Raw genomic sequence first — 13,911 nt, 5'->3', positions numbered from 1 at the left:
CGCCAATGACATTGCCTGTTAAGCGCGACCGCCACGAAAAAGGGGCGCGCCGATGGCACGCCCCCATGACGCTCGTAAAGATCGCTTGCCTACCGGCAGGCGGCGCAGAAGCGCTGGATGCGGTTGCAGGCTTCTTCCAGCTCGGCTTCCGAGGTTGCGTAGGAGATGCGGAAGTTCGGGCCAAGGCCGAAGGCCGAGCCGTGCACGACGGCAACGCCTTCGGATTCCAGGAGCTCGGTGACGAAATCCTCGTCCGTCTCCATCACCTTGCCGGTCGGCGCGGTCTTGCCCATCAGGCCCGCGCAGGAGGGGTAGACGTAGAACGCGCCCTCGGGAACCGGGCACTCGATACCGGTTGCCTGGTTGAGCATGGAAACCACCAGATCGCGGCGCTTCTCGAAGGCGGCCTTGCGCTCGGGGATGAAGTCCTGCGTGCCGTTCAGCGCCTCGACGGAGGCCCATTGCGCGATCGAGCATGCGCCGGAGGTCTGCTGGCTCTGGATCGTCGTCATCGCCTTGATCAGCACTTCCGGACCTGCCGCATAGCCGATACGCCAGCCGGTCATCGCGTAGGCTTTCGAAACGCCGTTCATGGTGAGCGTGCGGTCGTAGAGGCCGGGCTCGATCTCCACCGGCGTGACGAATTTGAAATCGCCGTAGGTCAGGTGCTCATACATGTCGTCGGTCAGCACCCAGACGTTTTCGTGGCGCATCAGCACGTCGGTGAGCGCCTTCAGCTCGTCATGGGTATAGGCGGCGCCCGACGGGTTCGACGGCGAATTGAAGATGAACCACTTGGTGTTGGGCGTGATCGCCTTTTCCAGATCTTCGGCCTGAAGCTTGTAGTTATCTTCCTTTTTTGCGGAAACGAAGACCGGCGTGCCGCCGCAAAGCGCCACCATTTCCGGATAGGACACCCAGTAAGGGGCCGGGATGACGACTTCATCGCCGGGGTTCAGCGTCGCCATGAAGGCGTTGAACAGGATCTGCTTGCCGCCCGTGCCGACAATCGTCTGGGACGGCTTATAGTCGAGATTGTTCTCGCGCTTGAACTTGGCGACGATCGCCTCGCGCAGCGGCTGGATGCCGGGAACGGGCGTGTACTTCGTCTCGCCGCGATTGATCGCCTCGATGGCCGCCTGCTTGATGTTGTCCGGCGTGTCGAAATCGGGTTCGCCCGCGCCGAGGCTGATGACATCGCGCCCTTTCGCTTTGAGGTCGCGTGCTTTCTGCGCCACGGCGATGGTGGCAGAGGGCTTCACACGAGAAAGGGCGTCAGCAAGAAGGGCCATTTTCAATGTCCTGATGTCTAGATTGAACCTTGGAAAGCCGCCGGATCGCGGCATTTTTTCCAAGTGCATGGTCTAAGCCCAATTCACCCGCCGTTTCAAGCGCTATCCTCGGTTCCTGCCCGATTCCGGGCCGGTTGTGCCCTCCGAGAAACGCCGGCTGCCAGGGCAAGGCCAGGTTCCGCACACCGCGCCTCAGAACCCGCAGCGGTTAACCATGCCATGATTCCGCCTCAAAATGGGTCCGCTTCAACCAGCTTTGATCCAGAAGCCGTCGCAATTCCATGGCCTTGTGGCAGGCGTCAAACGACCGGATGAAGGAGAAGGCCAATGTGGGCGACAACGCAAATGTTGAAAGCGGTTCGGCAGGCAAGGTGGAAGGGCGGGCTTCTGGCCCTGGCGATGCTGGGCACGCCTGCGCTGATGGCCATGGCGCCGTTTCCGGCCGCCGCCCGCGCCGGCATCGACGCCGCGCCGCTTGCCGCCGCCGATCCGGCATCGTCGTTCTTTTCCGAATACCTGCCCTTCGCAGGCTCTTCCGGCAGCGCCTACCACGACATTATCGGCCATGCGCTTGCCCGTGATCTCCTGATCGGCGCAATGCTGGCGATCGCAATCGCCATGGTCGCCGGCGCATCCTTCCTGTGGCGGGAAAACGTCAATCACCTGCGCGAGGATGCGGACCGCAAGAAACGCGGCGCCCTCGATATTTTCTGATCGGCGCTTCGAGCAACCAAGCAGAACGCATTGGCCAATGCTCCTCTCCGGCGGTCATACGCGTTAAACTTTTACCGTTTGATAAAATTTTTATTTCGCGCTAGCATTCCCCCAATAACCTTAAAAACGGGGAACATTGCGATGCGAAATCCGGAACCTGCCTTGAAGGGCGGGCGCCTGGCGCCCGATATCTATCACAGGAATTTTGCCGACCTGCACCCGCCGCTCGACCGGCATGAGGCGGCGGTCGAGGCCGACCGCTGCTATTTCTGTTACGACGCGCCGTGCATGACGGCCTGTCCCACCGCCATCGATATCCCGCTGTTCATCCGCCAGATATCGACCGACAATCCGCTGGGCGCGGCCAAGACCATTCTCGATCAGAACATTTTCGGCGGCATGTGCGCCCGGGTCTGTCCCACCGAAACGCTGTGCGAGGAAGCCTGCGTGCGCAACACGGCGGAGGAAAAGCCGGTCGAGATCGGGCTCTTGCAGCGCTATGCCACCGATACGGCGATGGCCGAAAACCGGCAGTTCTACACCCGCGCCCATGAGACCGGCAAACGCGTCGCCGTGGTCGGCGCAGGACCCGCGGGTCTTGCCTGCGCCCATCGCCTCGCCATGGCCGGCCATGACGTGATCGTGCTCGAAGCGAAGCAGAAACCCGGCGGGCTCAACGAATACGGCCTTGCCGCCTACAAGACGGTCGATGATTTCGCCCGGAAGGAGATCGCCTATCTGCTTGAAATCGGCGGGATCGAGATCCGGGACGGCCAGATGCTCGGGCGCGATTTTACCCTCGAAGAGCTGCGTCGCGACTATGATGCGGTCTTCCTCGGCATGGGCCTCGGCGGCGTCAACGAACTCGGCATTCCCGGCGAAGACCTGGCGGCTTGCGAGAACGCCGTCGATTTCATCGCGGCGATCCGCCAGGCCGATGATCTCTCCGAGATCGCCGTCGGCAGCCATGTCGTGGTGCTTGGCGGCGGCATGACCGCGATCGACGCAGCCGTTCAGTCGAAGCTTCTCGGCGCGGACGAGGTGACGCTCTGCTACCGCCGCGGCGCGGATGCCATGGGCGCCTCGCAGTTCGAGCAGGACCTTGCCGCCTCGCGCGGCGTCTTCATCCGCCACTACCTCGCGCCGAAGGAAATCATCGGCGAGGACGGTCGCGTCTCCGGCGTGCTGTTCGAGCATACGGAAATCCGCGATGGTAAGCTTGTCGGCACTGGCGAGACCGGCGTGATTGCCGCCGACCACGTGCTGAAGGCGATCGGCCAGACCTTCGTCACCGAGCATCTTGACGGCCTGAAGCTGGAAAACGGCCGCATCGCCGTCGACGCAGAAGGCCGGACGTCGCTGGCCGATGTCTGGGCCGGCGGCGACTGCGTGAAGAAAGGCGAGGACCTGACGGTGACCTCGGTTGCGCAAGGCCGCGACGCCGCCATTTCCATCAATCTCGTTCTCGCCGGCGAAGCGCCGCTGGCCAGCGCCGTGGCTTAGGGAGACAGGGACATGGCTGATCTCAGAAACAATTTCGTCGGTATCAAGTCGCCCAACCCGTTCTGGCTCGCCTCCGCGCCGCCAACGGACAAGGCCTATAATGTCGAGCGCGCCTTCCGCGAAGGCTGGGGCGGCGTCGTGTGGAAGACGCTGGGCGAGGAAGGCCCGCCGATCGTCAACGTCAACGGCCCGCGTTACGGCGCGATCTGGGGCGCCGACCGCCGACTTCTCGGGCTCAATAATATCGAGCTGATCACCGACCGCGATCTCTATCTGAACCTGCGCGAGATCAAGGAAGTGAAGATGCGCTGGCCGGACCGCGCCATCGTCGTCTCGATCATGGTGCCCTGCGACGAGGAAAGCTGGAAGGCGATCCTGCCGCTGGTGGAGGAAACCGGCGCGGACGGGATCGAGCTCAATTTCGGCTGTCCCCACGGCATGTCCGAGCGCGGCATGGGGGCTGCCGTCGGCCAGGTGCCGGAATATGTCGAGATGGTGGTGCGCTGGTGCAAGCAGTATACGCGCATGCCGGTGATCACCAAGCTGACGCCGAACATCACCGATATCCGCCATTCCGCCCGCGCGGCGCACCGCGGCGGCACGGACGCCGTGTCGCTGATCAACACGATCAACTCCATCGTCTCGGTCGACCTCGACACTTTCGCGCCGATCCCGACGGTCGGCGGCAAGGGCACCCATGGCGGCTATTGCGGGCCGGCGGTGAAGCCGATCGCGCTCAACATGGTGGCTGAGATCGCCCGCGACCCGGAAACGGCGGGCCTGCCGATCTCCGGCATCGGCGGCATCACCACCTGGCGGGACGCGGCCGAATTCATGGTGCTCGGCGCCGGCAATGTGCAGGTCTGCACGGCGGCGATGACCTATGGCTTCAAGATCGTCAAGGAAATGATTTCCGGGCTTGAGGCATGGATGGACAGCAAGGGCTTCAGGACACTCGACGAGATCTCGGGCCGCGCCGTACCCAATGTCACCGATTGGCAGTACCTCAACCTCAATTCCATCACCAAGGCCCGCATCGACCAGGATGCCTGCATCAAGTGCGGCCGCTGCCACATCGCCTGCGAGGACACCTCGCACCAGGCGATCACGGCGATGGTCGACGGCGAGCGCCACTTCATGGTGAAGGAAGAGGATTGCGTCGGCTGCAATCTCTGCGTCAATGTCTGTCCCGTCGAGAACTGTATCGACATGGTGACGCTGGCGCCGGGTGAAACGGACCGGCGCACAGGCAAGACGGTTTCCGCCGACTACGCCAACTGGACGTCGCACCCGAACAACCCGATGGCAACGAAGGCGGCGGAGTAAGCAAACCAGGAAAACAATAACACGCGAGAAAGCCATGGGGCCGCGCCGGCCTCATGGCTTTTCTGGTCTCTACTAAATAGTTATTTTTAGAGATAGATCAAAAATAAAACTCTAAAATACTTACAATTTATTCCGAATATTAAGTATAAATACGGGATAAAAATCTTTTTACATTGATTTCGCCTTACAATTTCCTGCAGCATGCGAAGCACGACAGGAGACGGGAGCAGGCGAGAGAATGCTGAAGCCGGCAGCACGGCGAAGAAAAAGGCCTTACCGGTTGGCGCCGAGCGACATTCTCGCTCTGGCCGTCGTCGCGCTCGTGCTCGGCTCGATGATCGTCGCCAATCGCCAGGCCGAACGCAATTTCACCGAGAACCTGCGGCTGAAGACATCGGAGCGCATGGCGGTTTCCACGGCGCGCCTTGAGGCGGATCTGGAAGAGAACCTCCGGCTGGTGGAGGGGATGGGCGTTGCGCTCTCGCTCGAGCCCGAAATCGATGCCGACCGCTTTGCACGGCTGGCCGACAAGCTGGTCGAGGGCCACAACGCGATCGCGAGCATTGCGCTCGCCCGCGACCTCAAGATCACCATGGTCTATCCGCTCGAAGAAAACCGGGAGGCGATCGGGCTGGACTACCGCGACCGTCCGGAACAGCTTGCCGCCATCGACAAGGCGCTGCTCGCGCGCGGCCCGGTCGTCGACGGTCCGATCGTGCTGGTTCAGGGCGGCTCGGCGCTTCTTGCCTACTATCCGCTCTATGACGGCGAGGACAGCCAGACCTGGGGCCTTCTCTCGGCAATCGTCGCGCTCGAAGCGCTTTTCGCCGACCGGTCGATCACCGCGCGCCATCCCGATCTCGACCTCGCGCTCGCCAAGAACGGTCCCGACGGCGCGCCGGCCGATATCCTTTTCGGGCGAGCGGCGATCTTCGAGGCCGATCCGGTGACGCAGGCGATCGATCTTGCGAATACGCGATGGACGCTTGCCGCCGTGCCGAAGGCCGGCTGGGACGAACCGGTTTCCGCGGCGCTGCCGCGACAGATCATGATCGGCGCGATCGGCCTTGTCATCATAGCAGCCGTTGTCGGCATCGCCTGGCTGATGCGCCTGCGCCAGCGGAATCTCGCAAAGCTCGGCCGGCTTTCGCGACGCATGCAGCTTGCCCTCGACGCCTCGAAAATCGGCGTCTGGGAAATGGACCTGGAAAGCGGCGAGGCCATCTGGGACAAGCGGATGTACGCGCTTTACGGCAAGTCGCCCGATTGCGGGGAAAAGCCCATGCAGATCTGGTCCGGACGGCTCCATCCCGACGACCTCACCAAGGAAAAGGCGCGCATGGAGATCACCGTCGCCGAGGGAGAGGATTTCCGCGATACCTTCCGGATCGTACTGGATGATGGAGAGACGCACCATATGCGGGTCTTCGGCACATTCTACCGCGACCCGGCCGGCGCCGACAGGATGATCGGCGTCAACTGGGACATCACCGAGGATGTCAGGCTTCACGAAGAACTGAAACGGGCAAATGTCGAGGCGCGCCAGAAGAATGCGGCTCTTGAGAAGGCGCAGAAGATTCTGCGCCACAACGCGCTGCACGACGCACTGACGGGACTTGCCAACCGGCGCTATCTCGGCGAGGCCTTTGCCGGCGAGACCGGCGCGGCAACCGGCCCCGACGGCCCGCGCTACGCCGTACTGCACGTCGATCTCGACCGGTTCAAGGAGATCAATGATACGCTCGGCCATGCCGCCGGCGACGCCATGCTGCGCCACAGCGCCAACATGCTGCGTAGTATCGCCGGGCCCCACGATTTCCTCGCCCGTGTCGGCGGCGACGAGTTCACGCTTGTTACCGGCTGGGACGGGGATGTCGAGTGGCTGACGCGGCTGGCGCAGGAGATCATCCGCGCCCTTGGCAGGCCGCTCCAATATGGCGAGCACCATGTGCGCGTCAGCGCCAGCGTCGGCATTGCCTGGATCGACGGAGAGACCGCCACGATGCGGGATGCGCTCGTCAATGCCGGCATCGCCCTTTATGAAGCCAAGCGCATGGGCCGCAACCAGTTCGTGGTCTTCGACGCGACGCTTCGCAATATCGCGATCACCAACAAGAAGGTGGCCGACGAATTGCTGGCGGCCCTTGATGAAGACCAGTTCGAAGTGTTCTACCAGCCACAGATTTCCGCGCGCACGATGGAGATAAAGGGGGTGGAGGCGCTGGTGCGCTGGCACCACCCGACCCGCGGCACGCTCGCCCCGAGCCATTTCATCGGCACCGCCGAGACGACGGGATCGATCGCCCGCATCGACGCCGTCGTGCTCAACAAGGCGAGCCGCCAGTTCCAGACCTGGCAGCAGGACGGCCTCGGCATTCCGCATATTTCGGTCAACATCTCCGCCCAGCGACTGATCGACCCGGCGCTCTTGCAGGGGATCGCCGAAAGCCGGCTTTCGCCCGGCCAACTCTGCATCGAGCTTCTGGAGTCAATTTCCTTTGATGATCAGGACACCAGTCTGGAGAACGCCGTAGCGGCGATCAAGGCGCTCGGGGTCGATGTCGAGATCGACGATTTCGGCACCGGCTACGCCTCGATCCTCAGCCTGCTTTCCCTGTCGCCGAAACGGCTCAAGATCGACCGGCAACTGGTGCTGCCCATCACCACCGGCCAGAGCCAGCGCCGTCTTGTCGCCTCGATCGTCGAGATCGGCAAGGCGCTCGGCATCGAGGTGATCGCGGAAGGCGTCGAAACGGCCGAGCATGCGCGCATCCTGCGCGACCTCGGCGTTGATGCCTTTCAGGGCTATTTCTTTGCGCCGCCGCTTTCGGCCGACGCCCTGACGCGCTTTGCTCGCGAGAGGAACTGGCTCGCGCGCATCTCGTAAGGCCTCAGGCGCCCCCCTTGCCGGGGATAAGCCCGTTGATGAACAAGGTTTCAAGATAGCGCGCGGCATCCTCGAACCTGCCCTCGCCCGAAAGCCCCTCGCCCAGCACCGCGCGCACCTGCACGTCGAAGTCGGCATAGTGCTGCGTGGTGGCCCAGATCGAAAAGATCAGGTGGTAGGGATCGACCTTGCGCAGTTTTCCGGCAGCCTGCCAGGCGCGAATCACCTTGGCCTTCTCGTCGACAAGATCCTTCAGCTCGCCCTTGAGAAAGGCCTCGGTATTGGGCGCGCCCTGCAGCACCTCATTGGCGAACAGCCGGCTCTCGCGCGGATAGTCCCGCGCCATCTCCAGCTTGCGGCGAATATAGGAGCGGATCTCGGCGGCCGGGTCCTTCTCGACGTCGAAAACCCTGAGCGGGTCGAGCCAGATATCCATCACCCGGGCGACAAGGGCCGCGAACACGGCCTCTTTCGAGCGGAAATAATAGAGCACATTGGGTTTTGACATGCCGGCGGCCTCGGCGATCTGGTCGACGGTCGCCCCTCTGAAACCGTTCGCCGAGAACACGTCCAGCGCGGCCTCGAGGATCACCTCCTCCTTGGCCTCCTGTATGCGCGTCCGCCGCTGTGTCCGCCCCGCCCGTGGTGTCATTTCCACTTCCATCGCCCCTCATTCCATGCCGCAATTCGCAGCCACTTTTGCACAATTTCGGATCCCGCCTAAACTTTAGGCTATTTTTTGAAAAAATGACGAGTGATTTTGTTGTTGGTCACTTGAGCCTTGGCGCGGAAGTTGTAAAGTTTACCAAGCGGTCAAAAACGTGACCGATTGAGACAAGAAAGGCAATGCCCTCCTTATCCGGCAACAAGCCGGCGACGGCAAGGCCTCAGGCAGAACGGGGAAGAGTGATGGCAGCCCATGCAGGCGAAAACATGCGCGTCAACGGCGACCGCCTTTGGAGCGCGCTCATGGACATGGCCCGAATCGGTCCGGGAGTGGCCGGCGGCAACAACCGCCAGACCCTGACGGATGCGGATGCGGACGGTCGCGCGCTGTTTCAGAAATGGTGCGAGGACGCAGGCCTGACGATGGGCGTCGACAAGATGGGCACGATGTTCATGACCCGTGCGGGGACCGATCCTGACGCCCTGCCCGTCTATGTCGGCAGCCATCTCGACACCCAGCCGACCGGCGGCAAATATGACGGCGTTCTCGGCGTGCTCGCCGCGCTGGAACTGGTGCGCACGCTGAACGACCTCAACATCAAGACCAAGCACCCGATCGTGGTCACCAACTGGGCGAATGAGGAAGGCGCGCGGTTTGCGCCCGCCATGCTCGCCTCAGGCGTCTTCGCCGGCGTCCACACGCTCGACTATGCCTATGGCCGCAAGGATCCCGAGGGCAAGGCCTATGGCGACGAACTGAAGCGCATCGGCTGGCTGGGCGAGGAAGAGGTCGGCGCGCGCAAGATGCACGCCTATTACGAATACCACATCGAACAGGGCCCTATCCTGGAAGCGGAGAAGAAGGAAATCGGCGTCGTCACCCACTGTCAGGGACTGTGGTGGCTGGAATTCACCCTCACCGGCAAGGAAGCCCATACCGGCTCCACGCCCATGGCCATGCGCGTCAATGCAGGCCTTGCCATGGCCCGCATTCTGGAAATGGTGCAGAAGGTGACGATGGACGCCCAGCCGAACGCCGTGGGCGGCGTCGGCCAGGTGTTCTTCAAGCCTAACTCCCGCAACGTGCTTCCGGGGACCGTCACATTCACCGTCGACATCCGCACGGTCGATCAGGAGAAGCTCGACGGCATGCGCGCTGCGATCGAGAAACAGGCAGCCGAGATTAGCGAGGAACTGGGCGTCGGCTGTTCGGTCGAGCCGGTCGGTCATTTCGATCCGGTCACCTTCGACCCGGAACTGGTGGCAAATGTCCGCGATGCCGCCGTCGAACTTGGCTACAGTCACATGGATATCGTCTCCGGCGCCGGTCACGACGCCTGCTGGGCCGCCAAGGTCGCCCCCGCCACCATGGTCATGTGCCCCTGCGTCGACGGGCTGTCGCACAACGAGGCGGAGGACATTTCCAAGGAATGGGCCACCGCCGGGGCGGACGTGCTGCTCAGGGCAGTGTTGAAGACGGCGGAGATTGTGGAGTAGTGGCTTTCGCTCTATATTCTTGGGACGGAGGGATCATCCGATGTCCGACAAGGTCTCAAACGAGCTTATATTTGAAACGCTCAAACGTATGCAGGAAGCGCTTGCACTGCACACGCAGTACCACCTTGAGACCAAAGAGCGGCTCGGCTTCATCGAACAGCAATATGCCAGCATCTCACGACGCATCGATCGCATGGACGAGCGGATTGCACGCATCGAAAAGCGGCTCGATCTGGTCGATGGATAGCCAAGCGCCCTTTTTCACCACCGGCAACACAGAATGAAGAGCAAACCGAAGGACGCAACACCGGCTCTCCGATCGCGCGGCTTCATTGGCGCCAAACCGGCCTCGACCGTCAGCGGCGGCGCGGCGGTCGCGCAGGGGACCGGCACGGCGACAAAAAGCCGAGGCAGCATCAGCCCCAAGGTCGGCGCCGCACCTTCGGACATGAACCAGAACACCTACCCGCGGGGAAAATACCGGCTGAAATAGAACATCAAAACGAGAAGCGGAAAACCGCCCGTTTGAAACGCAAGGGAACAGCATAATGAGCACAGTTATCAAGGACGGCACAATTGTAACCGCCGACCTGACCTACAAATCCGATGTGAAGATCGAAGACGGCAGGATCATCGAGATCGGGCCCGATCTTTCCGGCGACGAGACGCTCGACGCGACCGGCTGTTTCGTCATGCCCGGCGGCATCGATCCGCATGTGCACCTGCAGATGCCCTTCATGGGCACCTATTCCTCGGATGATTTTGCCAGCGGAACGCGCGCGGCCGTTGCCGGCGGCACCACCATGGTCGTCGATTTCTGCCTGCCGGATCCCGGCCAGTCGCTGTTCGACGCGATCAAGCGCTGGGACAACAAGTCGACGAGTGCGACCTGCGACTATTCCTTCCATATGGCGATCACCTGGTGGGACAAACAGGTGTTTGACGAGATGGAAGCCGTGGTGAAAGAGCATGGCATCAACACCTTCAAGCACTTCATGGCCTATAAGGGCGCGCTGATGGTGAATGACGACGAGATGTTCGCCTCCTTCCAGCGCTGTGCCGCGCTTGGCGCCATGCCGCTGGTCCACGCCGAAAACGGCGATGTCGTTGCCAGCATGCAGGCAAAGCTGATGGCCGAGGGGAATAACGGCCCGGAAGGCCACGCCTATTCGCGCCCGCCGGAAGTGGAAGGCGAGGCCACCAACCGCGCCATCATGATTGCCGACATGGCGGGCGTGCCGCTTTACGTGGTCCACACCTCCTGCGAACAGAGCCATGAGGCGATCCGCCGCGCCAAGCAGAAGGGCATGCGGGTCTATGGCGAGCCGCTGATCCAGCATCTGATGCTCGACGAAAGCGAGTATTTCGACAAGGACTGGGACCATTCCGCCCGCCGGGTGATGTCGCCGCCCTTCCGCAACAAGCAGCATCAGGATTCGCTGTGGGCCGGCCTGCAATCGGGCACGCTGTCCTGCGTTGCGACAGACCACTGCGCCTTCACCACCGACCAGAAACGCTACGGCGTCAATGATTTCACCAAGATCCCGAACGGCACGGGCGGTCTGGAAGACCGTCTGCCGCTCCTGTGGACCTATGGCGTGACCACCGGTCGGCTGACGATGAACGAGTTCGTCGCCGTCACCTCCACAAACATTGCCAAGATCCTCAACATGTATCCGAAGAAGGGTGCCGTTCTGGTCGGCGCCGATGCCGACCTTATCGTCTGGGACCCGACGCTGGAAAAGACGATTACCGCCGACGCCCAGGTTTCCGCCATCGATTACAACGTGTTCGAAGGCAAGCATGTGAAGGGCCTGCCGCGCTTCACGCTGTCGCGCGGCAAGGTCGTGGTCGAGGAATCGACGCTGAAGACCGAGGAAGGCCACGGCAAATACGTCAAGCGCGAGCCCTACCCGGCCGTCAGCAAGGCGCTTTCCACCTGGAAGGACCTCGTTGCCCCGCGCAGAATAGAGCGCGCCGGCATTCCGCCTTCGGGAGTCTGACGCATGGACTGGTCAAGCGTGGCGGCCTTTGCCGCGACCGAATTTCTTCTGTGCCTGTCGCCGGGGCCTGCCGTGCTGCTGGTCGTGGGGCTTTCCATGCGGCAGGGCTTCTGGCGCTCGCAGGTGGCAGCGGCCGGCATTCTGGCGACCAATGCGCTTTATTTCGCGCTTTCGGCCGCCGGCGTCGCCTCGCTGATCCTGATGAGCGCGACGCTGTTCAATGTGGTGAAAATCGTCGGCGCCGTCTATCTCGCCTATCTCGGCATCAAGATGATCGCCCCGCTCTTGTCTCGCCGGAAAGGTGAAGGCGGTTCGGCATTGGCAGATGCGGCAAATCTCAAGCGCGTGGCACCCGAAGCGCCGTTCCGGCTGTTCTTCCGCGGCTTCAGCGTACAGGCGGCGAACCCGAAAAACCTCGCCTTCTTCGTCGCCATCCTGCCGCAATTCGTCAATCCGGCGGGCGATGTCGCCATGCAGATGCTCGTGTTCGGCGGCATTTCCGTCCTACTCGAACTGCCGATCCTGATCATCTATGCGCTCGCCTTTTCCGCCCTTGCCCGGGTGGTGACGGAACGCGTGGTTGCCTGGCTTGAAGCTTCGGCCGGCGGCATTCTGGTGATGTTGGGGGCAGCGCTTGCCCTGCAGAAGAAGGCGTGAGCCGATGAGCGACGACAACACCATCCGCATCGCCGTCGCGCTGATCATCAACGACAAGGGCGAGATGCTGACCGTGCGCAAGCGCGGCACGGAGGCCTTCATGCAGCCCGGCGGCAAGATCGATGCGGGCGAAACCCCGATCGCGGCGCTGCTGCGCGAACTGGACGAGGAACTGGCGCTGAAACTTGCGCCCGAAGCCTTTCGACCGGAGGGGCTCCACCGCGAAAAAGCGGCGAACGAGCCCGGCATGATCGTAACGGCCGAAGCCTTCTCGACCTTTGGCGCGCCGGACGTCGCCCCCCGGGCCGAGATCGCCGAATATCGCTGGCTGCCGCTCTTTGGCGACATCGACGTCAAGTGCGCGGCGCTCAGCGAACATCATCTCTTCCCCATAGCGCGCAAGCGATTTGCCGAACTGGAGAGCGCGGAATGAACGACAAGGCGCCCCTTTCCGTCGTCTCGGCGAAGGATCTCTGTCTCACCTTTCAGACCAATGACGGCCCGGTCCATGCCCTGAAAGACGTCAATCTGGAGGTCAGGAAGGGCGACTTCGTCTCCTTCATCGGCCCCTCCGGCTGCGGCAAGACAACGTTTTTGCGGGTGATCGCCGATCTGGAGAAGAAGACCGCCGGGGAAATCACCGTCAACGGCACGACGCCGGAAAATGCCCGTCTCGACCGCGCCTATGGCTATGTGTTTCAGGCAGCCGCCCTTTACCCCTGGCGCACGATCGAGAAGAACATCGCCCTGCCGCTGGAGATCATGGGCTACACCAGGGCCGACCAGCAGCGCCGCATCGAACGGGTGCTGGAGCTGGTGGACCTGGCAGGCTTCGGGAAGAAATTCCCGTGGCAGCTTTCCGGCGGAATGCAGCAGCGCGCCTCGATTGCCCGCGCGCTCGCCTTCGATGCCGATCTTCTGCTGATGGACGAACCCTTCGGCGCTCTCGACGAAATCGTCCGCGACCATCTGAACGAGCAGCTTCTGAAGCTCTGGGCGCGGACCGACAAGACCATCTGCTTCGTCACCCACTCCATTCCGGAAGCCGTCTATCTTTCGACCAAGATCGTGGTGATGAGCCCGCGCCCCGGCCGCGTGACCGACGTGATAGACAGTCCGCTGCCGAAGGAACGCCCGCTCGACATTCGCGAAAGCCCCGAGTTTCTGAAGATCGCCCATCGCGTGCGCGAGGGACTGAGAGCGGGGCATAGTTATGAGTGAGGCGGTCACAAATGTTGCTGGAGGCTACCTCGGAGAGGCACGCCTGGATCCTCGGGTCAAGCCCGAGGATGACGCCCGTGGAGGTGGGAAGGTCACGAAATCCGCTGGCGGAATTTCCGGTGAAGAGAGAGAGTGGCTCATCAGG

General features: G+C 62.4%; 13 protein-coding genes. 11 read left to right on the top strand and 2 right to left on the bottom strand.

Annotated features, from left to right (window positions below; genetic code table 11):
* Window positions 1–89: 89 nt before the first annotated feature.
* Window positions 90–1,292: a pyridoxal phosphate-dependent aminotransferase gene (locus tag JET14_RS05690; RefSeq protein ID WP_200337188.1), complete on the bottom strand. Its 1,203-nt coding sequence runs from the start codon at window positions 1,290–1,292 to the stop codon at window positions 90–92.
* A 345-nt stretch (window positions 1,293–1,637) separates the two neighbouring features.
* Between JET14_RS05690 and JET14_RS05685 the strand changes: the two genes are divergently transcribed.
* From JET14_RS05685 to JET14_RS05670, 4 genes are all read left to right on the top strand, one after another.
* Window positions 1,638–2,006, top strand: a complete 369-nt coding sequence (locus JET14_RS05685; protein ID WP_200337187.1) for a hypothetical protein — start codon at window positions 1,638–1,640, stop codon at window positions 2,004–2,006.
* A 141-nt stretch (window positions 2,007–2,147) separates the two neighbouring features.
* Entirely contained in the window at window positions 2,148–3,509 is a 1,362-nt protein-coding gene (locus JET14_RS05680; protein WP_200337186.1) for an NAD(P)-dependent oxidoreductase, read from the top strand.
* Window positions 3,510–3,521: 12 nt separating this feature from the next.
* Window positions 3,522–4,835 carry an NAD-dependent dihydropyrimidine dehydrogenase subunit PreA gene (preA, locus tag JET14_RS05675; protein ID WP_200337185.1) on the top strand — a complete coding sequence of 438 codons (1,314 nt, stop codon included), beginning with the start codon at window positions 3,522–3,524 and terminating at the stop codon, window positions 4,833–4,835.
* Window positions 4,836–5,115: 280 nt separating this feature from the next.
* Complete coding sequence (locus JET14_RS05670) at window positions 5,116–7,722, top strand: bifunctional diguanylate cyclase/phosphodiesterase (RefSeq protein ID WP_200337184.1); 2,607 nt, start codon at window positions 5,116–5,118, stop codon at window positions 7,720–7,722.
* Window positions 7,723–7,726: 4 nt separating this feature from the next.
* Here JET14_RS05670 and rutR read toward each other — a convergent pair whose 3' ends face one another.
* Entirely contained in the window at window positions 7,727–8,374 is a 648-nt protein-coding gene (rutR, locus tag JET14_RS05665) for an HTH-type transcriptional regulator RutR (protein ID WP_200337183.1), read from the bottom strand.
* Window positions 8,375–8,631: 257 nt separating this feature from the next.
* Between rutR and JET14_RS05660 the strand changes: the two genes are divergently transcribed.
* Genes JET14_RS05660 through JET14_RS05630 form a run of 7 tightly spaced genes read left to right on the top strand, consistent with a single transcriptional unit; the run spans window position 8,632 to window position 13,766 of the window.
* Window positions 8,632–9,885, top strand: a complete 1,254-nt coding sequence (locus tag JET14_RS05660) for a Zn-dependent hydrolase (RefSeq protein ID WP_200337182.1) — start codon at window positions 8,632–8,634, stop codon at window positions 9,883–9,885.
* Window positions 9,886–9,925: 40 nt separating this feature from the next.
* A complete protein-coding gene (locus tag JET14_RS05655; RefSeq protein WP_200337181.1) occupies window positions 9,926–10,132 on the top strand; it encodes a hypothetical protein in 207 nt (68 codons plus the stop codon).
* Window positions 10,133–10,165: 33 nt separating this feature from the next.
* Window positions 10,166–10,378, top strand: a complete 213-nt coding sequence (locus JET14_RS05650) for a hypothetical protein (protein WP_200337180.1) — start codon at window positions 10,166–10,168, stop codon at window positions 10,376–10,378.
* Window positions 10,379–10,433: 55 nt separating this feature from the next.
* Entirely contained in the window at window positions 10,434–11,888 is a 1,455-nt protein-coding gene (hydA, locus tag JET14_RS05645) for a dihydropyrimidinase (protein WP_200337179.1), read from the top strand.
* A 3-nt stretch (window positions 11,889–11,891) separates the two neighbouring features.
* Window positions 11,892–12,545 carry a LysE family translocator gene (locus JET14_RS05640; protein ID WP_200337178.1) on the top strand — a complete coding sequence of 218 codons (654 nt, stop codon included), beginning with the start codon at window positions 11,892–11,894 and terminating at the stop codon, window positions 12,543–12,545.
* A 4-nt stretch (window positions 12,546–12,549) separates the two neighbouring features.
* Window positions 12,550–12,978 (top strand): NUDIX hydrolase, encoded by a 429-nt coding sequence (locus JET14_RS05635; RefSeq protein WP_200337177.1) that lies wholly within the window; start codon window positions 12,550–12,552, stop codon window positions 12,976–12,978.
* Window positions 12,975–13,766, top strand: a complete 792-nt coding sequence (locus JET14_RS05630; RefSeq protein ID WP_200337176.1) for an ABC transporter ATP-binding protein — start codon at window positions 12,975–12,977, stop codon at window positions 13,764–13,766. The genes JET14_RS05635 and JET14_RS05630 overlap by 4 nt, the downstream gene beginning before the upstream one ends.
* The last annotated feature ends 145 nt before the right edge of the window (window positions 13,767–13,911 follow it).

The sequence above is a fragment of the Martelella lutilitoris genome, from assembly GCF_016598595.1.
In the GTDB taxonomy this organism is placed as follows: domain Bacteria; phylum Pseudomonadota; class Alphaproteobacteria; order Rhizobiales; family Rhizobiaceae; genus Martelella; species Martelella lutilitoris_A.
The sequence above is the reverse complement of the archived record's forward strand: the minus strand, read 5'-3'. Positions and strand labels throughout refer to the sequence as shown.